This is a genomic window from Winogradskyella sediminis, assembly GCF_003387355.1.
In the GTDB taxonomy this organism is placed as follows: domain Bacteria; phylum Bacteroidota; class Bacteroidia; order Flavobacteriales; family Flavobacteriaceae; genus Winogradskyella; species Winogradskyella sediminis.
The window spans coordinates 646,072-666,505 of sequence record NZ_QUNH01000001.1 but is presented as its reverse complement, the minus strand read 5'-3'; the positions used below and the strand labels follow the sequence as shown (position 1 = coordinate 666,505).

The following is a 20,434-nucleotide window of genomic DNA, read 5'->3' as shown; positions in this document are numbered from 1 at the left end:
TTTATCTCGTTTTTATAATAAGCCAAGCCTAAGATGCTTGGCTTTTTTTATGCAATAAACGAGTTAACTTAATCGATAAATCTGTAAGAATAATCTTAGAATTTCCGTTACGTTCTATATGATAAATAGCATCTTGTATTTCATTTGAGATGTCTAAAATATTAGAATCATGAACAAAAGGAGCAAATTTTTCGAGTTTGAAATCTTCAGATTTTGGTTCTAAATATACTAAGCTATCGGCTTTATAGTTGAGTAATAATGCTTGTCTAAAGTAATCTAAACAGAAGTTAAGAAACTTTTTTTGCGTTTCTCTTCCCGTTTTAGCGATGTCTTCAGACCATGATATTAAATCGTGAATAGCTGCTTTATTACCTCTGGCTTTAAAGGCGGATCGGATCCAGAAAACAAACCATTTTTCAAACTGAATGTCTTCACTATCGTGGTAAATGAGGTCGCAGGCTTTATTATAATTACCATTAGATTGATGCGCAATTTTAATTGCTACAGACTGCTCAATATGATAATTTTTAATTAAAGCTTCAGAAATAGCTTCTTCTGCAAGCGGTGGAAAATGTAGAATCTGACATCGTGAACGAATGGTGTTAATAATCTGTTCTTCGTCTTCAGCTATAAGAATAAAGATTGTTTTTTCCGGTGGCTCTTCTATAAGTTTTAGGAGCTTATTTGCGGCTTGGGTATTTAATTTTTCAGCCATCCATATAATCATCACCTTATAACCTCCTTCATAAGATTTTAAAGTTAAAGATTTTACGATATCAAGAGCTTCATCGACACCTATCTGTCCTTGTTTATTATCCACACCTAGAAGCTTATACCAATCAAAAAGATTTCCGTAAGGTTGTTGGTCTAAAAGTTGTCTCCATTCTTCTAAATAGTATTTAGAAACAGGCTTACTTTTTACTTTATCACTAGTGGTTACAGGGAAGGCGAAGTGTAAGTCTGGATGCGAAAAATTCTGAAACTTTATGTTACAAGATTCATTTCCTCCTCTATTTTCACCATTTGTATTGCCGCATAATATGTATTGTGCGTATGCCAATGCCATGGGAAGTGTGCCAGAACCCTCAGGACCTACAAATAATTGCGCATGGGCAATTCTACCTGCATCTACACTTGTAGTGAGGTGATTTTTTATGTGTTTTTGACCTAAAACTTTAGAAAATTGCATAAAGCAAAACTATATAAAAAAATTCTGTTTCTAATCTTTATATTTGTGTTTCAAAACTCAATAAATATGAAGACACTTAACGATTTTAACTTTCAAGATAAAAGAGCATTAATACGCGTAGACTTTAATGTGCCCTTAAATGATGATTTTCAGGTTACTGATGCGACAAGAATAGTTTCTGCAAAACCGACAATTATTAAAATTTTAGAAGATGGCGGAAGTTGTGTTTTAATGTCGCACTTAGGTCGCCCAAAAGGTGTTCAAGATGAATTTTCACTGAAACATATCATTCCAAAAATTGAAGATGTATTAGGAGTTGAAGTAAAATTTGCAAGTAATTGTGTAGGAGCAGAGGCAGAAGAAAAAGCTAATGCCTTGCAACCTGGTGAAATATTATTGCTAGAAAATTTACGTTTTCATGAAGAAGAAAAGCAAGGAGATAAAGATTTTGCAGAGCAGTTGTCAAAATTAGGAGATATATATGTTAACGATGCCTTTGGTACTGCTCATAGAGCGCATGCTTCTACAACCATTGTGGCTGAGTTTTTCCCTGAGCATAAATGTTTTGGAAACCTATTAGCTCAAGAAATTGAAAGTATTAAAAAGGTTTTAGAAGATGGTGAAAAACCCGTGTTAGCAGTACTTGGTGGCGCTAAAGTGTCTTCTAAAATTACGGTGATAGAAAACATATTAGATAAGGTAGACCACTTAATTATTGGAGGTGGAATGACTTTTACGTTTATAAAAGCTAAAGGTGGAAAAATAGGAGATTCTATTTGTGAAGATGACAAAATGGAATTGGCCTTAGATATTTTAAAACAAGCTGAAGCTAAAGGTGTTAAAATTCATTTACCTGTAGACGTCATTGCAGCAGATGCATTTAGTAATGATGCTAACACGCAAGTATGCGATGTCACTGAAATTCCTGATGGATGGCAAGGATTGGATGCTGGTCCGAAATCGAGAGAAAATTTTGATGAAGTTGTAAATCAGTCTAAAACCATACTTTGGAATGGTCCTTTAGGTGTTTTTGAATTAGAAACCTTTTCTAAAGGAACCATTGCTCTTGGTGATTCTATTGCAAATGCAACCAAAAACGGAGCATTTTCTTTAGTTGGTGGTGGTGATTCTGTTGCTGCGGTAAAACAATTTGGTTTTGAAAATAAGGTAAGTTACGTCAGTACAGGCGGTGGAGCTATGTTAGAAAGTCTTGAAGGTAAAACCTTACCAGGTATTGCTGCGATTTTGAATTAATAAAGAACCATGAGAATATCTAAAGTTTTAATTATTGCTGCCATAATGACCTTGTTGGGTTGTTCTGGCAGTGATGATGGAAACTCCGAAGCGGTAGATTCAAGGTATAAAGTTCTATTTAATTATGAAGGAGATGTTGTATTTATTGGAGATCAAACGAATAAAGTCATTTTTGAAAGCTTTTCTATAGACTATTATTTAAGTATATTAGGTTATTATCACGATGCATCCACTAATTCTCTGTATTTTATTGCACGGAGTGATTTTTATTCGGGTTTTAAATTGCATCATATTAATTTGCAAGAGCTTTTTGAAACGAGAGATTATTACTATTCGGTTACATCTGTAGATATCAATTACAATTCAGACGATTATTTAATGTCTGGAGCCATGATGGAATCTGAAAATAGATATCATTTTATAGTAACGGAAGACGATTACAATATCCTTTTAAAAACTTACGAAAATGGATCATTGGTTGAAACGCATAACTTAACAACCACCTTTGATTTTGTTAACTTTGGTGTAGAAGGAATTGATTATTTACAGGCTTCTAATAAGCTAGTGTTTATTCAAGATGTGTTTAATTCTTCTAGTAAGAAAACGAGTATTATTGATTTGAGTACGCTTAATTTAATAGGAGAACACACCAGTTTTAACTATAATTATTTTGGTAGTTTTGGAAATGAACAAGATCAATTTTTAATAGGAAGAAGAGAATCTGGTTTTGAAGTTCATGAGTATTTAACAGATATTCAAGGAAATATTATCTCTAATAATACAGATCGTTATTCATTTGTAGGTCGTGCATCTATTGGTTATGATGCTAATGATAATGCCTTTGAATATTTTGTAGAAGGAGATGCTAGAGAAGAAGTGGGCACAATAAATACCACTACTGGTGAGTTGATAAAGGAAGGAATAGAAGGAGAACCTCACTCCAGAAATTCACCAATTTTTTATTTTACACCCAATTAACACTTTATTTTATAAAGCTTAACTAATGCTGTTTTAATATGTTACGATACATAATATTATGTTTTTTTACAATTGTTTTTGGTGTCAATGCATATGCACAAAACACTAATGATAGTATTGTAAAAAAATCATCGGACGTCGTTTCTTCAAAAGATACAGTTTTAGATGGTAAACTTTTTAAATCTGAAAATAAGATTGAAGCTATAATAGATTCAGTTGATATTAAAAGTCTTACAGATTTGCCTGAGGTCGCAGAGCTCGATAAAAAATGGCTCGATGAGTTGTATAGCAATTCGCTTTTCGATACCATCTATAAATCTGTTACAGAGCTAAACTATGAACCTGTAGATTACCCAGAACTTTCTACCGACACATTAAAAGCGCGGTTAGAAAGACTTAATACTAGAACACCGTTTAATGTAGAATATAACGCGTCTTTAGAAAATGTGATTAAAAATTATCTTAAGCATAGACGGAATTCTTTAGAGCGTTTAATGGGTTTAAGCCATTTCTATTTTCCAATGTTTGAGCAAGAATTTGACAAACATAACATTCCTTTAGAGATGAAATATTTAGCGATTGTAGAATCGGCATTAAAACCAAGAGCACGTTCTAGAGTGGGTGCAACAGGAATTTGGCAATTTATGTATGGCACCGGAAAAGAGCACAAACTCAGTGTTAGTAGTTATGTCGATGATAGAAGTGATCCTATAAAATCTACGACTGCAGCAGCAGAATACTTAAATAGAGTATATCGTATTTTTAACGATTGGGATTTAGCCTTAGCTGCTTATAATTCTGGTCCAGGTAATGTTAATAAAGCGATTAGAAGGTCTGGAGGTTCTAAAAATTACTGGAATATTAGACATAATTTACCAAGAGAAACAGCAGGTTATGTGCCTGCTTTTTTGGCCACAATGTACATTTTTGAATACGCAAAAGAACATGGGTTTAAACCAGAGCGTCCTCCTTTTCAATTGATACAAACCGATACTGTGCATGTAAAACAAATGATTTCGTTACATCATGTTTCTGAAGTAACAGGCATTAAAATTGAAGAATTACAGTTTTTAAATCCATCATATAAATTAGACATTATTCCTAAGGTTAAAGGTAAAACGTATGCTTTAAGATTACCTCGTGAAGCCATTGGTAAGTTTGTAACTCATGAAGATAAGATTTACGAATATGCAAATACGGAATTTAATAAGCGAGAAAAACCTTTGCCGAAGCTAGTTAGTGACGATACTAAAATTAGGTATCGTGTAAGAAGTGGTGATTATCTTGGTAAAATAGCTAGGAAATATGGAGTGAGAGTAAGCCAATTAAAACGATGGAATAACCTAAGAAGTAATAACCTTAGTATCGGTCAACGCTTAACGATTTATCCTAGAACACATGGTGGATCTAGTCCTTCTACACCTGTAAAAAAAGTGGTGAATAGCGCTGGAAAACAAACCTACACAGTAAAGTCTGGAGATTCTCTTTGGACCATCTCTCAAAAGTTTTCTGGAGTTTCAGTTCAAAATATTAAAGATTGGAACGATATTAGTGGTAATAAACTAAAAATTGGAATGACGCTTATTGTGTCTAAATAATAAACCAACAAAAATTATAAATTTATGAAAGCGCTATATACTGTATTGATTTGTGTGTTGTTATTAGCATGTGGAGATAAAAAAGAAGCCGATAAATCCATCTATCTACCAGCTTCAAACGGAAATTTAAATTCCATTTCTGTTGTCGCAGATAATCTAGTCTGGGAAGGAGGAGTAGGAGAACGCGTGCGAGATATTTTTGCAGCTCCATTAGACGGCTTACCTACTGAAGAACCATTGTTTAATATGAGGCAAATCCCTACTCAAGTATTCGATGGCTTTGCTGCAAGAAGTAGAATTGTACTTAAAATTGAAAAAGGAGATATTGAAGCTACAACAAAAATTGTCACAGACGCCTTTGCTAAGCCACAGACCGTTGCTGTTGTTGGTGGTAAAACGGATAAAGAGATTATCGCTCAATTAGAAGAAAATAAGGATAAAATTATTGATGCTTTTACAAAAGAAGAAGTGAAAGAAAAGCAACGTCGTATCGATTTGTCGTTGTTAGAGGATAAACAAATGGAAAATAAATTGGGTATTACAATACATATCCCTTCAGTGTATAGAATTAGTAAAGCTGACGAAGATTTTTTCTGGGTTCGTAAAAACCTTTCTAATTCTAAGACGATGGAGTTAATGTTTTATGAAGTACCATTAGAAACTATTTCTAAAGGAGACAGCACTATTGTAGATATCGTGAAAATGAGAGATGAGATTACAAAATCTAAAATTCCAGGTGAAGATGGTATTTATATGGCTGTAGAAGATGCTTATGCTCCATCTATGTTTAAAACTATAATAGACAACAAACCTGCATACGAAATAAGAGGTATGTGGGAAATGAAAGGTTATACCATGGCAGGTCCATTTATAACGTATGCAATAGAAGATAAAATAAACAATCGTTACTTAATTGCAGATGGGTATGTATATGCACCTTCTTTAGAAAAACGAGATTATATTTTTGAATTAGAATCTATTATTAAATCTATTACTATAAAGTAGTTTTTTTTAATTATCCGATATATCAAAAAAGGTCATCTAAATAATTATATTTTAGATGACCTTTTTTATTATGTGCAATGGAATCTAATCCATTGTTTCTACTTAATTATTCTCTTTATTGTCAGCAGATTCGTCTTTGCTTGCGTCCTTAAATTCTTTAATACCGCTTCCTAATCCCTTCATTAATTCCGGAATTTTTTTACCACCAAATAATAAAAGAATTGCAAGACCAATAATAACCCACTGCCATGGACCAACGAATAAAGGTATAATGCTTAAATTCATAATTTTTTAATTTAGACTGCAAAGTTAAGTAATTATAGTTTAATAATAGCGTTGTTATAGCAACTTTAAGACTTTATCATGATACTATTTCAGTATTTTAATTAATTTTGTTTTGATGGCAAAGAAGAAAATAAAAGAGAAAAAATTTACAAAAAAGTTACTTCATAAGTACCGTTTGGTCATTTTAAATGAAGATACTTTTGAAGAACGTTTTGCTATTAAATTAACGCGATTAAACGTTTTTATTTTGTCATCACTCTCAGCTATTTCATTAGTGTTTTTTACGGTATTATTAATTGCATTTACTCCATTGAGAGAATATATTCCTGGGTATTCTTCAGCCAAATTAAAAAAGAAGGCTACCATGCTAAATTATAAAACAGATTCTTTAGTACAAGAATTAGAATTAAATAAACGGTATTACGCATCTATAAGAAAAGTACTCACAGGTGATGTAGCTACGTTAGATTTTGATAGAGATTCCGTTATAGAAGCTGCTAAAAATGATTTAGATATTTTACAGGTACCTACAAATAAAGAGGATTCACTTTTACGAGAAAAAGTAGCAAAGGAAGATAAATACAATTTGTTTGAAGTTGCTGGTGATGATTCTAGTTATATTTTATTTCCACCAGTAAACGGTACTATTTCCGAAGGCTATAATTTAGAAGAAAAACATTATGCTGTAGATGTTGTTATACCTGTAAATACACCAGTAAAAGCAACTGCAGATGGTACCATAATATTTGCAGAATGGACCGTAGAAACAGGTTATGTTGTAATTATTGAGCACAACAGAGAATTGATTTCGGTTTATAAACACAATTCAGCTATTACTAAATCTCAAGGAGATGTTGTACAGTCGGGTGAAGTCATTGCCATGTCTGGTAATGCAGGAGAGCTCACCACAGGACCACATCTTCATTTCGAGTTATGGAGTAAGGGATATGCTGTAGATCCAACTAATTTTATCAATTTTGAATAATGCCTTCATTTAAAGCTGCACTTTCTAAACCGTTTGCTAAATATGTGGCAAAACGGATTCAAAAATGGTCTACGAGACCTGTTGAAACACAACAAAAAGTTTTCGAAAATTTAATATCTAAAGCCAAGCATACAGCATTTGGTAAAGATCATAATTTTGAGAGCATAACGACGTATGCCGAGTTTAAAAAGAACGTGCCTATAAGGGACTACGAAGAATTAAAACCTTACGTAGAACGCGTTGTCGCAGGTGAAGAAGATATTCTTTGGAAAGGCAAACCATTGTATTTTGCTAAAACCTCTGGGACGACTTCTGGTGCAAAATATATTCCTATTACAAAAGAAAGCATGCCAACACATATTGAAGCAGCCAGAAATTCGATTTTAATGTATATCTATGAAACAGGACATTCAAAATTTGTAGATGGCAAAATGATTTTCCTTCAAGGCAGTCCCATTTTAGAAGAAAAGAACGGTATTAAGTTAGGGAGGCTATCGGGAATTGTAGCCCATTATGTCCCTAAATATCTTCAAAAAAATAGATTACCAAGTTTAGAGACCAACTGTATAGAGGATTGGGAAACAAAGGTTGAAGCTGTGGTAGACGAAACTATAAATGAAGACATGAGTATCATTTCTGGGATTCCATCTTGGGTACAAATGTACTTTGAAAAACTTATTGAAAAGTCTGGAAAACCAGTAGGAGAACTATTTAAAAATTTCAACTTATTTATTTTTGGTGGTGTTAATTACGAGCCTTACCGAGCTAAGTTCGAAAACCTAATTGGGAGAAAAGTAGATAGTATAGAATTGTATCCGGCTAGTGAAGGCTTTTTTGCCTATCAAGATAAACAGCAAGAGCGAGGGATGTTACTTCAGTTAAATTCGGGTATATTTTACGAGTTTATTGAAGCCGAACATTTTTTTGATGAGAACCCTAAACGGATCACCATTGCCGATGTAAAGTTAAGCGTAAATTACGTCATGATTATTTCTACAACCGCTGGCCTTTGGGCATACAATATTGGCGATACAGTAGAGTTTACATCATTAAAACCTTATAGAGTGATTGTAAGCGGACGCATAAAACATTTTATTTCTGCCTTTGGAGAGCACGTTATCGGAAAAGAAGTAGAGCAAGCCTTAAAGGATGCTACCGCCAAAACATCAATTTCTGTAAATGAGTTTACGGTGGCTCCTCAAATAAGTCCGGAAGAAGGCTTACCGTATCACGAATGGTTAATTGAATTTGAAAACGAACCTGACGATGAAGCCACACTTATTGAAGCTCTAGATCAGTCTTTACAGCAACAAAATAGTTATTATTTAGATTTAATCGAAGGTAAAGTACTGAGACCGTTAAAAATTACAAAAATTAAGAAAGATGGATTTCAAACCTATATGAAATCTATAGGGAAATTGGGTGGTCAAAATAAAATTCCACGACTTTCTAATGATAGAAAAATTGCAGATAGTATGCACCAACTTAAATTAACCAAATAAACCTATATTTGTAGGTCAAATTAAGATATGATTACGAACAAAAAGAAACAAGGAAGAACGAGAGCTCAAGAGAGTTCTAGCGCTATAGAACGCATGTATATAACGATGAGACACCTCTTCAATCGTGGGTTTTATAAGCCTATGGGAGTTTCGGGAGAAACCTTACGAGAAGCGTTATTGTTATTACGACCAGAAATCTATGGTTCTATCGGAGAAGAAAAAGCAGAATTGGAAGGGTTGCTTTATGTTGTAGATCGTTTACCTCAAGGAATAGAAGAATGTACGTTTATAAACCTCACCAGTGATGAAGGTTATGGCAATTCACACTTTAAAGCTATAATTCCTCCAAAACGAAGACGTAATTGTTATCGTATTGACGATGAACAAATGAATATTGAAATCACTAGAGGTCGCTCAGAGATTTACGATATATTAACACACCTTACATTTCTGTTTGTAGAGTCTCATAAAATAAGCAAACGCGTTATAATTAGTGAAGATGGTTCTACGGTTAGAGACTGGCAAAAATTAGAGAGCGCTGTACTTTCTACAAAAAAGTTAACACAAAAAGAACGCGAAATAGCCATTACGCATACGGCTAATATTTTAGGAAGAACATTTAACGAACTTACTGAGGCCTATCCTAAATTTGCAATTGAAGGGCAGCCAGAGCGCTTACTCCATATTGTATATTGGTTAGGAAAATTGGCAATAGAAGAAACCATTAATAACTCTAAACGTACCATTACTTTTAGCCCTGTCTTAAGAGAGCGTTTAGGGCACCATATACATGGTGAGGTTTGGGCAGATACTATAAAATCTGAATTACATAAACATGGTTTGTTAGAGCGTCCGATTCATATTATCAGTGCTAATATGCATAGTGTTATGAACTCTTTATTTGCTAAAGGAGCGCTTAAAGGTGCTAATGCTAAAAAAGATATTTTTGAAACTTATGAGGCGTTAAGTGATTCCAAAAACTCAGACCTACGTAGTAAAGTTGAAAAGCTAGCTGTACAAAATGGAATGATTCAAATCAAAGACACCTCAGGAACGAATATAGATATTCAGATTTTTGACACGGCTAAAATTGATTTTTCTAAAACTGAATTTAAATATTTAGAAGAAGTTAAGGAAAATAAAGCTGTTATTTTTGTCATGGATTATGCTTTTGGAGAGCAGGCTTATGAAACTTTAGATGAATTTTTAAAACCTATAAATGTAGATGGTAAATCGGTTCATTTAGACGTAAAATCGATCTCTATTATGGGTAAAGCTGGCATCTTAGAAGGAGGTAAGGGAGATGTTATGATTCCTACAGCACATATTTTTGAAGGTACAGCAGATAACTACCCTTTTAAAAATGAGCTGAGCAAAAAAGATTTAACCGACTGTGGTGTGTCTGTTTACGAAGGGACTATGGTGACCGTTTTAGGGACATCGCTTCAAAATAAAGAAATTTTAAAATTCTTTAAAAAATCGACATGGAATGTTATTGGTTTAGAAATGGAAGGAGCGCATTATCAAAAAGCCATACAAGCAGCCTCTAGAGTTAGAGGTAGCATAAACGAAGATGTTAAAGTAAGATATGCGTATTATGCCAGTGATAATCCTTTAGAAACAGGAGGTACATTAGCCTCTGGAGGTTTAGGTACTTCTGGAGTGAAACCAACATATGTTATTACAAAAAAAATACTAGAACAAATATTTAATTCATAAACAATGAGTGAGAAATTACCACAACAACCCGACAATGAAGAGGTTGATTTAGGGCAATTATTTAATGCAATCGGTAGAGTATTTGAAAAATTCTTTGCTTTTATTGGTCGTATCTTTAAGGGGATTTTTTCGGCTATTATATACACTATAAAGCCACTAATAGTTTATTTTAAATTCGTTGCAGTAGGTCTCTTAATAGCAATTATACTTGGTTTTATTTTAGATAAAAAATCAGGTCCTATGTATGCCTCCAAAATGATTGTTGAAGCGCATTTCGATTCTAAATATGAATTAGTTAGTAGTATCGATTATTTTAATGCTTTAATTAAATCGAATAATATTGCGGAGTTGTCAGAGATCTTTGAATTAGATAGTGCATACACAAGTAAATTAAAGGGTTTTGAGTTAGATGCTGGCCCTGTAACACAGAATGATTTGTTTGTAGAGTACGACACTTATTTAAAATCTATTGACACCTCATTAGTAGATCAATTAGAATATGAAGAGTATGTTAGTAATAGAGATTTGTTATCTGGTAGTATTTATACTATTACTGCAAAAGCAAATAAGCAAGATATATTTTTGAAGCTTGATGAAGGATTTAGAAAAACATTTGAAAATGATTTTTCAAAGCGACAAAAACGAATTAGAGACACTTTAGCAGACATTGAAAGATTAACGTTAACAACAGAATTATCGCGTTTAGATAGTATTCAAAAAACATATCTGGAAGTCTTAATGAACGAATCTAAAAAGAAAGATTTATCGTTTGGAATAAACACAGGACTCCCTCTTCAAGAAGAAAATTCAATAACTAAGGAGTATGATTTGTTTTTGAAAGAACAAGAAATTAGAAGAAACCTTAATTATTTAAATAAGAAGGTTGCTGAAAAAGATACTTATTTTGATATTGTTTCACCTTTTGATAAATTGGGTGTTGAAGATAAAAAACTGCATACACGTTACTATGTTATATTTCCAATTTTAGCCATTTTACTATTTATTCTAGGCTTTATGGTCATCAGAGTATTTAAATTTATAAAAGATTATGAATAAAACACAATCTGTATTAATTACTGGTGGAGCAGGTTTTATAGGGTCAAATTTTATAGTTTATTTTTTAGAAAACAATAAAGATATTAAAGTTGTTAATTTAGATAAGCTCACATATGCAGGTGAGCTTTCTAATTTAAAGGAAATTGAAAACAATGCTAATTATACGTTTGTTCAAGGAGATATTTGTGACTCAGAGCTGGTAAATGAACTTTTTAATATTTATAACTTTTCTGGAGTGATACATTTTGCTGCAGAATCTCATGTAGATAACTCTATTAAAAATCCAGATGCTTTTATAAAAACAAATGTTAACGGCACATTTAACCTATTAGACATCGCAAAGAAAAATTGGATGGAGGCTCCGTTTAAATTTAAAGACGGTTGCGAGAATAATAGATTTCATCATATATCTACCGATGAGGTTTATGGAACATTAGGTAAAATAGGTCTATTTACTGAAACTACTCCTTATGCACCTAATAGTCCTTACAGCGCATCAAAAGCATCATCAGACTTTATCGTAAGAAGTTATTTTCATACTTATGGCATGAATGTGGTTACTACCAATTGCAGTAATAATTATGGCCCAAAACAGCACGATGAAAAACTGATTCCAACTATAATAAGAAAGGCTATACGTAATGAGCCTATTCCTATCTATGGAGATGGAAAGAATATTAGAGATTGGCTATATGTAGAAGATCATTGTAAGGGTATTGGTTTAGCATTTAAATACGGAACTGCTGGAGAGACTTACAATGTTGGAGGTAAGAATGAACGCGATAATTTATATATCGTTCATAAAATTTGCGAAATATTAGATGAGATAAAGCCTAGAGAAAACTCGAGTTCTTATGCCGATTTAATAACTTTTGTTAAAGATAGACCTGGACATGATTTTAGATACGCTATAGACGCTTCAAAATTAGAAAACGAACTAGGTTGGAAAGCCAATGAGAATTTTGAATCTGGTATATTGAAAACGATAAACTGGTACCTCAATAAATATAATAGTTAATATGAAAGGAATTATACTTGCTGGTGGATCTGGTACAAGATTGCACCCATTAACTTTGGCGGTCAGTAAGCAGTTAATGCCTATCTATGATAAACCGATGATTTATTATCCTTTATCGACTTTAATGTGGGCTGGAATTAAGGATATTTTGATTATTTCGACACCTCAAGATTTGCCTTTATTCAAAAAATTGCTAGGAGATGGTAAACAGTTTGGCTGTAACTTTGAATATGCTGTACAAGAAGAGCCAAATGGTTTAGCACAAGCCTTTATAATCGGAGAAGATTTTATTGATAACGATAAGGTGGCGTTAATACTGGGAGACAATATTTTTTACGGTACAGGTTTAGCTGAATTATTACAACAAAATAACGATCCAGATGGAGGTATTGTATATGCTTATCACGTGCACGATCCAGAGCGTTATGGTGTTGTTGAGTTTGATAAGGATGATAATGCAGTGTCTATAGAAGAAAAACCCAAACATCCTAAATCTAATTATGCTGTTCCCGGAATTTATTTCTATGATAACTCAGTAGTAGACATCGCTAAAAATATTAAGCCAAGTAAACGCGGTGAGTTAGAGATAACGGATGTTAATAAAGCCTATTTAAGTCAAGGAAAATTAAAGGTAAGTGTACTAGATAAAGGAACAGCTTGGTTAGACACAGGCACGTTTAAATCTTTAATGCAGGCTTCACAATTTGTACAAGTTATAGAAGAGCGTCAAGGCTTAAAAATAGGGTCTATTGAAGAAGCAGCATACAGAATGGGATATATTGATAAAAAACAATTTATAAAAGTGGTGAAACCGTTAACAAAAAGTGGTTATGGTAAGCACTTATTAAGTTTAGTTTCTGAATAATATGAATGTAATAGAGACGACGTTAAAAGGCTGCTTTATAGTACAACCTCAAGTTTTTAAAGACAAACGCGGTTATTTTGTTGAGAATTACAATCAAAAGGAGTTTAATAATGCATTGGGTTTAGAGGTTAAGTTTGTTCAAGATAACGAATCGCAATCCTCTAAAGGTGTATTAAGAGGCTTACATTACCAATTAGGAGAATATGCACAAGCGAAATTAGTTAGAGTCATAAAAGGCAGGGTTTTAGATGTTGTTGTAGATTTAAGAGAACATTCAACCACATTTGGTGAACACTTTTCTGTTGAACTATCTGAAGCAAATAAAACACAATTATTTGTTCCAAGAGGTTTTGCACATGGGTTTATTGTCTTAGAAGATGAAACTATTTTTAGTTATAAGTGTGATAATTTTTATCATAAAGCCTCAGAGGCTGGTATCTTGTACAATGACGAAGACCTAAATATCGATTGGCAATTGCCAAGTTCAGAATTTATACTTTCCGATAAAGATATTCTATTGCCTAAATTTAAAGATGCACAACTATGATTCGTGTACTTGTAACGGCAAAGAACGGTCAATTAGGGCAGTGTTTTCAAAATTTGGCACCTCAGTATGCTGATATTGAATTTGTGTTTAAAACATCTTCTGAATTAGATATTACAAACAAAGCTAAAATCGAAGGAGCATTTGGTTCACATTCATTTGACTATTGTATTAATTGTGCCGCTTATACAGCTGTAGATAAGGCCGAAGAAGCAATAGAGTTAGCAGATAAGGTAAATCATATAGGAGCAAAACTATTAGCAGAATCTTGTAAGAAATTTAATGTCACTTTAATTCATGTCTCTACAGATTTTGTGTTTGATGGTAAAGCAACAGTACCGTATTTAGAAGGTGATATTACTAATCCCTTAGGTGTATATGGTAAAACGAAGCTCAAAGGAGAACAAGCCATCTTAAAAACGCTAAAACACTATTTTATAATAAGAACCTCTTGGTTGTACTCAGAATATGGTAATAATTTTTTAAAAACGATGTTGAGGTTAGCTGAGCAACGTGATGAATTGGGTGTCGTTGGTGACCAGGTTGGTGGTCCCACATATGCTAAGGATTTAGCAGAAGCTATATTACAAATTATTGAGTTGAAAACAACTCACTATGGTATTTATCATTATAGTAATGAAGGAGAGATCAGTTGGTATGAATTTGCAAAAGAAATATTCAGACTTAGCGGAAGTAGTGTAAAGCTCAATAAAATAGAAACCAAGGATTACCCAACACCAGCAATACGACCTAAATATAGCATTTTGAATACAGATAAAATAAGTCGATTACTATCAATTAAAATACCTAATTGGAAAGTGAGTTTAGAAAAAGTATATTCTAATCTTTTAAAACAAAAAGTTTAAATCACATTTTTATATATGTTATTCAATTCCCTCGATTTTGCTATATTTTTCCCTATAGTTTTTGCACTCTATTGGCTTGTGGCAAGAAATCTCACGTTAAGAAATGTTCTGATTCTTGTGGCTAGTTACACTTTTTATGGTTGGTGGGATTGGCGTTTTTTGTTTTTAATTGCTGTGAGTACAATAGTCGATTTTTATGTCGGCAAGCAAATGCATAAAGTAGAAGATAAGGGAAAACGAAAACAGCTGTTGCTTGTCAGTTTGTTCGTCAATTTAGGGTTTCTAGTTTATTTTAAATACACTAATTTTTTTATAGAATCGTTTGTAGATTCGTTCCGATTATTTGGTAATGAACTAGAAGTGTCTACATTAAATATCATTCTACCTGTAGGTATCAGTTTTTATACGTTTCAAACATTAAGTTATACTATTGATATTTACAGAAAACAATTAAAACCAACACATGATATTTTAGCGTTTAGTGCTTTTGTATCGTTTTTTCCTCAATTAGTAGCAGGTCCTATTGAAAGAGCCTCACATTTATTACCGCAATTTTATAAAACTTATACCTTCAACTACAAGTTAGTAAAATCTGGTCTATTGCTAATGGCTTTTGGCTTGTTTAAGAAAATGGTTATTGCAGACAGAGCTGCGCTTTATGTTAATCAAGTTTATAATAATGTGGATGATTATGGAGGTGTAGGTTACATATATGCTACAGTCCTTTTTGCATTTCAAATTTATTGTGATTTTTCTGGGTACTCGGATATTGCCATTGGGTTAGGGAGAACTATGGGCTTTGATTTAATGAAGAATTTTGACAGCCCTTATATTTCAAAATCACTAACTGAGTTCTGGAGACGATGGCACATTTCGTTATCTACTTGGTTTAGAGATTATCTTTATATTCCTTTAGGAGGTAATAAAAAAGGTAAATTTAGGACCTATGCTAATATTTTTATTGTGTTTGTAGTAAGTGGGTTGTGGCATGGAGCAGCTCTGACGTTTATAATTTGGGGAGCAATCCATGGTGTAATATTAATGATAGAAAAGGGTACTTTTAAGATAAGAAAAAACATATTTAATAAATTAGGATTACTAAAAAACAACTTTTCAAATCATCTTTTCTTTGGTTTAATTATTTTTAGTATTGTATGTTTTGCCTGGGTGTTTTTTAGAGCGAATTCTTTAAGTGATTCCTTTCAAATAGCGTCAGGGTTTTTCAATGATTTTAATTTAGGAGATATATTTAAAAAAGACACCTATTTAATAGGTTTTAAACCTAATGAGTTTAAGATAATTAGTATTGCTATTTTATTGTTGTTTATGTTTGAATATCTGCAGAGAAAGCATAATATTATAACGTATCTAAATAATCAATCAACGGTATTTAGATGGTTGTTTTATTTAAATATTGTGTTAACAATAATTGTGTTTGGTATTTATGGTGACAGAAATATTCAAGAGTTTATTTATTTTCAGTTTTAAAATATAAATATGAAAAAGTTAGTTTTAAAAGTGTTTTTATTTTTAGGGATTTTACTTTCTCTCTTGTTGTATGTAGATTCTTTTTTTCTTAAAAATCAAAACACTTATGTAAGTACATTTAATTCGTTATATCAATCTGAAAAGAATTCAACTGATGTGCTTTTTTTAGGAAGTTCTCATCTCAATAAAGGCATTGATACTTATATAATTGATGCAAAATGTAATGTTAATTCTATTAAAATATCGGCAGGAGGAATTAATATAGTTCAGGTATATTACAATTTATTAGAAGCTTTAACAAATCAATCACCTAAATTGGTCGCTATAGAGATATGGCCAATAATTGAACCAACAAATATAAATAATACGCTCTTTGACTCAAATAACCGATTGTTAGTTCACCCATTTAATGGAGAATATTTTAAGCGATTTGGAGTGCCGAAGTATAAGGAAATTGGTTCGATCTATCCAGACAACAAGATGTATAATATGTTCAATTTTTTTAGATTTCATGAAAATTGGTCAGATTTAAGTAGTATTTCTCAATCACTAGAGAGTAAGTTATCTCATAAAGGAAAAAAACTTAATTATAATTTTAATAAAAGATTGTGGGTTTTACCATCACACAAGATACAGGAATTTGAGTCTAAGACATTTGACTATGATGACATGTATTTGTCTGCTCAAGAAGAAGTTTATCTTAATAAAATTATAGAATTATCAAATGATCACAAATTTAAATTACTATTATTTTCAACTCCTGTTTATGATAAGTATTATAATAAAACAAAACCCGGATTTGAAAAAATAGCGACTACCTTGAAGAATATTGAAAAAGATAATAGTAATGTACGGTTCTTTGATATTAATAGTGAATTAGGTGGTCTAAATTACACTTACGTTATGGATGGTAAAGTATCACAGAACCAACATTTAAACTATAAGGGGATAATTAAAACGAGCAATTTAATGGCCAATTATATTAATAATGAATATGATTTAGAGAATAAATCTATTACTAATTTAGAGCCACTTTATCCAGAAAAATTGCTTTATAATAAAACAGAGTTTGAAAAAGATTCTACGTTTTTAGGTGAAGTATATCAAGTAAAAAACAACAAAATTATTAAGGTAAATAACCAAAATGAAATTATCATTAATGAACACGACAAGATGATTAATATTGAAGGGTGGATGTATAAAAATGACATAAATCTAAATCATTCTAAAAAACTATTAGCCTTAAAAAAAAATGATGATTTTATTTTTTTATCAGGTAAGGAAATGAAAGAAAGAGTAGCTCATCATAATATCAATAAATATGGCAATGATTATAAAAAAAGTGGTTATAGCTTTAGCATTAACAAGCTATTTTTAGAAAAGGGTAAGTATAAGATTTTTCATTTAATTGAAAGTTCTGACAAAGAACTATTTGTACAAGATATGTGGAAATGGATTGTAGTAAAGTAAACCTATAACCAAGAGTACTGGTTTTAATTTAACCCTTTAATTTTTGTAGTACTAATAGCTTTGTTATTAATATATTTTTTTAAACAAAGATTTTAATTCTATCAACTATTGCAACAAACCTAATTAAGAGCATACAACACTTCATAATGTAAGTCTTTAGAAGTATAAATAAACTATTCTTTATAAGCTAAACCAATTGGTTAAAACAAAGGAAGTGGATATAATGAATAGGATATACTTATAGTTTCCATTACTTTCGCATATCATTTTAATAAGAACCTTTATAAACTTCATTTCAACAAATAATTATAGGCATCAAATTATGAAACTTAATAACCTATAAATAAAAACACTCTTTAGAATTCAAAATTATTAATATGGTTAAAGGTATCTTAAAAAGACTTAAGGATAACGATCTTGCAAATAAGAGTTTTCAAGTACTTTCTATTAGGGTATTTGGAGTTGTTTTGAGTTTTACAACGCTTTTATTAATAACCAACAACTTCCAAGAAGATTTAGTAGGTAAATATAATTATCTAAACTCTATTTTAGTCGTATTAGGCTCAATTAGTTTATTGGGTATGAATAGTTCTTTTTTACAGTTTTCTGGAATGCTTGATGCTCAGAACGAGTTTCAAGAGGTTGTAAATATTTATAAAAAGAAAATAAAAATATTAATTATCTCTTGTGCTGTATTAATTAGTATATATCTTTTAATTAAACCGCTCATTTCTGAATATTTAAAGGAAATTCAAATAAATGTGATTTTGGAAAAAGCATTTATTGGATTGTTTTTTTATGCCATTAGTTTATTAAATTATGAAGTTGTTCGTGGACTTAAAAAGCTAATACAATCAGAATTTTATAGAAATATTTTAAGATTTGGAACTTTGTTTGTTGTGGTAATTATCTTAATCTATTTAGATAGGGAAGATCTTTTTTTAGATTTATTTATAGCAACATTTATCCTCACGGCTATAATAACAAGTATCAATGTTATAATTATACTAAAAAAAATTACATCTAAAAAAGCTGTTGGAGAGACTAGAATAAGTTATAAGAAAATTTTATCGGTTTCCTTACCAATGACAATTAGTTTTTTGGCACTTTTAATTATGCAAAGTATAGATGTTATAATGCTTAAAAATTATTATGAATATCACATTGTGGCTTACTATGGCGTTGTTATGAGAGTTTCTTTTTTAATAAGCATAGTTTTAATGTCTATCAATGCCATAATTTCTCCTTTAATTTCTAAATTGTTTTTTTCAGAACAAAAACGAGATTTGATAGAATTAATGAACAAATCTATAAAGTTAAATTTCCTACTTACTCTCCCATTAATCTTACTTTTACTGATTTTCCCCAAGTTTGTATTAAGTTTTTTTGGGGACAATTATCAAGACTCTAGTAATGTTTTAATAATAATCTTATTAGGTCAAATTATTAATGTTTTTTCTGGGTCAGTTGGAGTATATTTGAACATGACTGGAAGGCAACTCGTATTTCAGAGAATACTTTTAGTTACATTAGTTATTAACGTGCTTTTAAATTTAACACTAATTCCTGTTTATGATATGGTTGGTGCAGCAATAAGTACGTCGATTAGTTTAATTGTTTGGAATATAACGGGTGTAATTTATATCTACAAAAAGGATAAAATTTTATTATTTATTAATAGATCAGTTTTTTATGGTTCAAAGTAATAGTTTTAATAACAAAATAATACCTAATACATTTTTAATTGGTGCGCAAAAATGTGCAACAACATCTATATATGATTGGGCTTCACAACACCCAGAAATTTGTGCTCCCTTATCTGTTAAAGATTATGAATACTTTACAAGAAAGGAGTTTTACAGTAATAAGGACTTATTGTCTAGTTTTTACGAAGAGGTTTACAATGATGAAAAAATAATATTTCAAGGAAGTGTACATTATATTTATTTTAAAGAAGCCTTAGAAAGAATTAAGATTGCTAATCCAGACTCAAAGTTTGTATTAATTCTTAGAAATCCAATAGAAAGGGCTATATCTGCTTATAATTATGCAGTAAAGTTTAATTATGAAGATCTTCCTATTGAGGAGGCTTTCGATATGGAGGACCAAAGAATTGAAACGGGTGATATTAGAACTTTATCTGAGCTAACATATAAAACTCACGGTTTGTATTATAAACAAATTGCTGAGCTTCTTAAAATTGTTAATAGAGAGCAAATACATATTATACTTTATGAAGATATAACTGAAAATCCAGAAAAAGTAGTAAAAGATTTATTTAGTTTTTTAGACGTTAATAATACGTTCTTACCCGAGTTTAGAACCTTAAACAATACAGGGCAGATTAGAAATAAATGGATTCAAAAAATCGGATTTGGTGATAGCCCTATTAGAAATTTCTTTATAAGAAAAGTTCTACGAGTTTTTCTTTCCGAAGAAAGGTGGGCCAAATTGCGCTTTTTTGTCATTCATGCAAATACAAAAAATGCCAAGACAAATTATGAAAGTATAATTAGTAAAGAGACCAAAAATGAATTGGATGCATTTTTCCGAGAGGATATTGATAATCTTGAAAGATTTTTAGGAAGAGATCTATCAACTTGGAAATAAAT

Annotated in this window: 18 protein-coding genes; 16 read left to right on the top strand and 2 right to left on the bottom strand. The window is 31.4% G+C overall.

The annotated features are described in order from the left end of the window. Positions 1–28: 28 nt before the first annotated feature. A complete protein-coding gene (locus C8N41_RS02850) occupies positions 29–1,189 on the bottom strand; it encodes a DNA polymerase III subunit (protein WP_115838146.1) in 1,161 nt (386 codons plus the stop codon). Positions 1,190–1,255: 66 nt separating this feature from the next. On the opposite strand from C8N41_RS02850, the gene C8N41_RS02845 reads away from it, so the two are divergent. The 4 genes from C8N41_RS02845 to C8N41_RS02830 are packed head-to-tail and all read left to right on the top strand — an operon-like array spanning position 1,256 to position 6,024. Beyond that, positions 1,256–2,443 carry a phosphoglycerate kinase gene (locus tag C8N41_RS02845; RefSeq protein ID WP_115838145.1) on the top strand — a complete coding sequence of 396 codons (1,188 nt, stop codon included), beginning with the start codon at positions 1,256–1,258 and terminating at the stop codon, positions 2,441–2,443. A gap of 9 nt (positions 2,444–2,452) precedes the next feature. Then, the gene (locus C8N41_RS02840) at positions 2,453–3,421 is read left to right on the top strand and encodes a hypothetical protein (RefSeq protein ID WP_115838144.1); all 969 of its coding nucleotides are present in this window, start codon (positions 2,453–2,455) and stop codon (positions 3,419–3,421) included. A gap of 38 nt (positions 3,422–3,459) precedes the next feature. After that, positions 3,460–5,019, top strand: a complete 1,560-nt coding sequence (locus C8N41_RS02835) for a LysM peptidoglycan-binding domain-containing protein (protein ID WP_115838143.1) — start codon at positions 3,460–3,462, stop codon at positions 5,017–5,019. Between the two features lie 24 nt (positions 5,020–5,043). Then, positions 5,044–6,024: a DUF4837 family protein gene (locus C8N41_RS02830; protein ID WP_115838142.1), complete on the top strand. Its 981-nt coding sequence runs from the start codon at positions 5,044–5,046 to the stop codon at positions 6,022–6,024. Between the two features lie 102 nt (positions 6,025–6,126). Here C8N41_RS02830 and C8N41_RS02825 read toward each other — a convergent pair whose 3' ends face one another. Beyond that, positions 6,127–6,309, bottom strand: coding sequence for a twin-arginine translocase TatA/TatE family subunit (locus tag C8N41_RS02825; protein ID WP_092445899.1), 183 nt, complete (start codon positions 6,307–6,309; stop codon positions 6,127–6,129). 115 nt (positions 6,310–6,424) lie between these two features. On the opposite strand from C8N41_RS02825, the gene C8N41_RS02820 reads away from it, so the two are divergent. The 12 genes from C8N41_RS02820 (at position 6,425) to C8N41_RS02765 (ending at position 20,432) form a co-directional block, all read left to right on the top strand. Further along, positions 6,425–7,294 (top strand): M23 family metallopeptidase, encoded by an 870-nt coding sequence (locus C8N41_RS02820; RefSeq protein ID WP_092445900.1) that lies wholly within the window; start codon positions 6,425–6,427, stop codon positions 7,292–7,294. Further along, positions 7,294–8,796 carry a GH3 auxin-responsive promoter family protein gene (locus C8N41_RS02815; protein WP_115838141.1) on the top strand — a complete coding sequence of 501 codons (1,503 nt, stop codon included), beginning with the start codon at positions 7,294–7,296 and terminating at the stop codon, positions 8,794–8,796. Before C8N41_RS02820 ends, C8N41_RS02815 begins: the two co-directional genes overlap by 1 nt. Positions 8,797–8,823: 27 nt before the next feature. Beyond that, the gene (locus C8N41_RS02810) at positions 8,824–10,515 is read left to right on the top strand and encodes a DUF6909 family protein (protein ID WP_115838140.1); all 1,692 of its coding nucleotides are present in this window, start codon (positions 8,824–8,826) and stop codon (positions 10,513–10,515) included. Positions 10,516–10,518: 3 nt separating this feature from the next. Beyond that, complete coding sequence (locus C8N41_RS02805) at positions 10,519–11,571, top strand: hypothetical protein (RefSeq protein WP_115838139.1); 1,053 nt, start codon at positions 10,519–10,521, stop codon at positions 11,569–11,571. Then, positions 11,564–12,589 (top strand): dTDP-glucose 4,6-dehydratase, encoded by a 1,026-nt coding sequence (rfbB, locus tag C8N41_RS02800; protein ID WP_115838138.1) that lies wholly within the window; start codon positions 11,564–11,566, stop codon positions 12,587–12,589. Before C8N41_RS02805 ends, rfbB begins: the two co-directional genes overlap by 8 nt. Position 12,590: 1 nt before the next feature. Further along, positions 12,591–13,454, top strand: a complete 864-nt coding sequence (gene rfbA / locus C8N41_RS02795; protein WP_115838137.1) for a glucose-1-phosphate thymidylyltransferase RfbA — start codon at positions 12,591–12,593, stop codon at positions 13,452–13,454. A 1-nt stretch (position 13,455) separates the two neighbouring features. Continuing rightward, positions 13,456–14,001 carry a dTDP-4-dehydrorhamnose 3,5-epimerase gene (gene rfbC, locus C8N41_RS02790; RefSeq protein WP_115838136.1) on the top strand — a complete coding sequence of 182 codons (546 nt, stop codon included), beginning with the start codon at positions 13,456–13,458 and terminating at the stop codon, positions 13,999–14,001. After that, a complete protein-coding gene (rfbD, locus tag C8N41_RS02785; protein ID WP_115838135.1) occupies positions 13,998–14,864 on the top strand; it encodes a dTDP-4-dehydrorhamnose reductase in 867 nt (288 codons plus the stop codon). The genes rfbC and rfbD overlap by 4 nt, the downstream gene beginning before the upstream one ends. A 15-nt stretch (positions 14,865–14,879) precedes the next feature. Beyond that, complete coding sequence (locus tag C8N41_RS02780) at positions 14,880–16,352, top strand: MBOAT family O-acyltransferase (RefSeq protein ID WP_115838134.1); 1,473 nt, start codon at positions 14,880–14,882, stop codon at positions 16,350–16,352. A 9-nt stretch (positions 16,353–16,361) separates the two neighbouring features. Then, positions 16,362–17,822, top strand: coding sequence for a hypothetical protein (locus C8N41_RS02775; protein ID WP_115838133.1), 1,461 nt, complete (start codon positions 16,362–16,364; stop codon positions 17,820–17,822). Between the two features lie 377 nt (positions 17,823–18,199). Further along, positions 18,200–19,528 (top strand): MATE family efflux transporter, encoded by a 1,329-nt coding sequence (locus C8N41_RS02770; protein WP_115838132.1) that lies wholly within the window; start codon positions 18,200–18,202, stop codon positions 19,526–19,528. After that, positions 19,515–20,432, top strand: coding sequence for a sulfotransferase family protein (locus C8N41_RS02765; RefSeq protein WP_115838131.1), 918 nt, complete (start codon positions 19,515–19,517; stop codon positions 20,430–20,432). Before C8N41_RS02770 ends, C8N41_RS02765 begins: the two co-directional genes overlap by 14 nt. The last annotated feature ends 2 nt before the right edge of the window (positions 20,433–20,434 follow it).

Excerpts from the sequence above, each read along its gene's own strand:
- C8N41_RS02850 (WP_115838146.1), bottom strand. The coding sequence starts at position 1,189 with ATGCAATTTTCTAAAGTTTTAGGTCAAAAACACATAAAAAATCACCTC.
- C8N41_RS02845 (WP_115838145.1), top strand. The coding sequence starts at position 1,256 with ATGAAGACACTTAACGATTTTAACTTTCAAGATAAAAGAGCATTAATA.
- C8N41_RS02840 (WP_115838144.1), top strand. The coding sequence starts at position 2,453 with ATGAGAATATCTAAAGTTTTAATTATTGCTGCCATAATGACCTTGTTG.
- C8N41_RS02835 (WP_115838143.1), top strand. The coding sequence starts at position 3,460 with ATGTTACGATACATAATATTATGTTTTTTTACAATTGTTTTTGGTGTC.
- C8N41_RS02830 (WP_115838142.1), top strand. The coding sequence starts at position 5,044 with ATGAAAGCGCTATATACTGTATTGATTTGTGTGTTGTTATTAGCATGT.
- C8N41_RS02825 (WP_092445899.1), bottom strand. The coding sequence starts at position 6,309 with ATGAATTTAAGCATTATACCTTTATTCGTTGGTCCATGGCAGTGGGTT.
- C8N41_RS02820 (WP_092445900.1), top strand. The coding sequence starts at position 6,425 with ATGGCAAAGAAGAAAATAAAAGAGAAAAAATTTACAAAAAAGTTACTT.
- C8N41_RS02815 (WP_115838141.1), top strand. The coding sequence starts at position 7,294 with ATGCCTTCATTTAAAGCTGCACTTTCTAAACCGTTTGCTAAATATGTG.
- C8N41_RS02810 (WP_115838140.1), top strand. The coding sequence starts at position 8,824 with ATGATTACGAACAAAAAGAAACAAGGAAGAACGAGAGCTCAAGAGAGT.
- C8N41_RS02805 (WP_115838139.1), top strand. The coding sequence starts at position 10,519 with ATGAGTGAGAAATTACCACAACAACCCGACAATGAAGAGGTTGATTTA.
- rfbB (WP_115838138.1), top strand. The coding sequence starts at position 11,564 with ATGAATAAAACACAATCTGTATTAATTACTGGTGGAGCAGGTTTTATA.
- rfbA (WP_115838137.1), top strand. The coding sequence starts at position 12,591 with ATGAAAGGAATTATACTTGCTGGTGGATCTGGTACAAGATTGCACCCA.
- rfbC (WP_115838136.1), top strand. The coding sequence starts at position 13,456 with ATGAATGTAATAGAGACGACGTTAAAAGGCTGCTTTATAGTACAACCT.
- rfbD (WP_115838135.1), top strand. The coding sequence starts at position 13,998 with ATGATTCGTGTACTTGTAACGGCAAAGAACGGTCAATTAGGGCAGTGT.
- C8N41_RS02780 (WP_115838134.1), top strand. The coding sequence starts at position 14,880 with ATGTTATTCAATTCCCTCGATTTTGCTATATTTTTCCCTATAGTTTTT.
- C8N41_RS02775 (WP_115838133.1), top strand. The coding sequence starts at position 16,362 with ATGAAAAAGTTAGTTTTAAAAGTGTTTTTATTTTTAGGGATTTTACTT.
- C8N41_RS02770 (WP_115838132.1), top strand. The coding sequence starts at position 18,200 with ATGGTTAAAGGTATCTTAAAAAGACTTAAGGATAACGATCTTGCAAAT.
- C8N41_RS02765 (WP_115838131.1), top strand. The coding sequence starts at position 19,515 with ATGGTTCAAAGTAATAGTTTTAATAACAAAATAATACCTAATACATTT.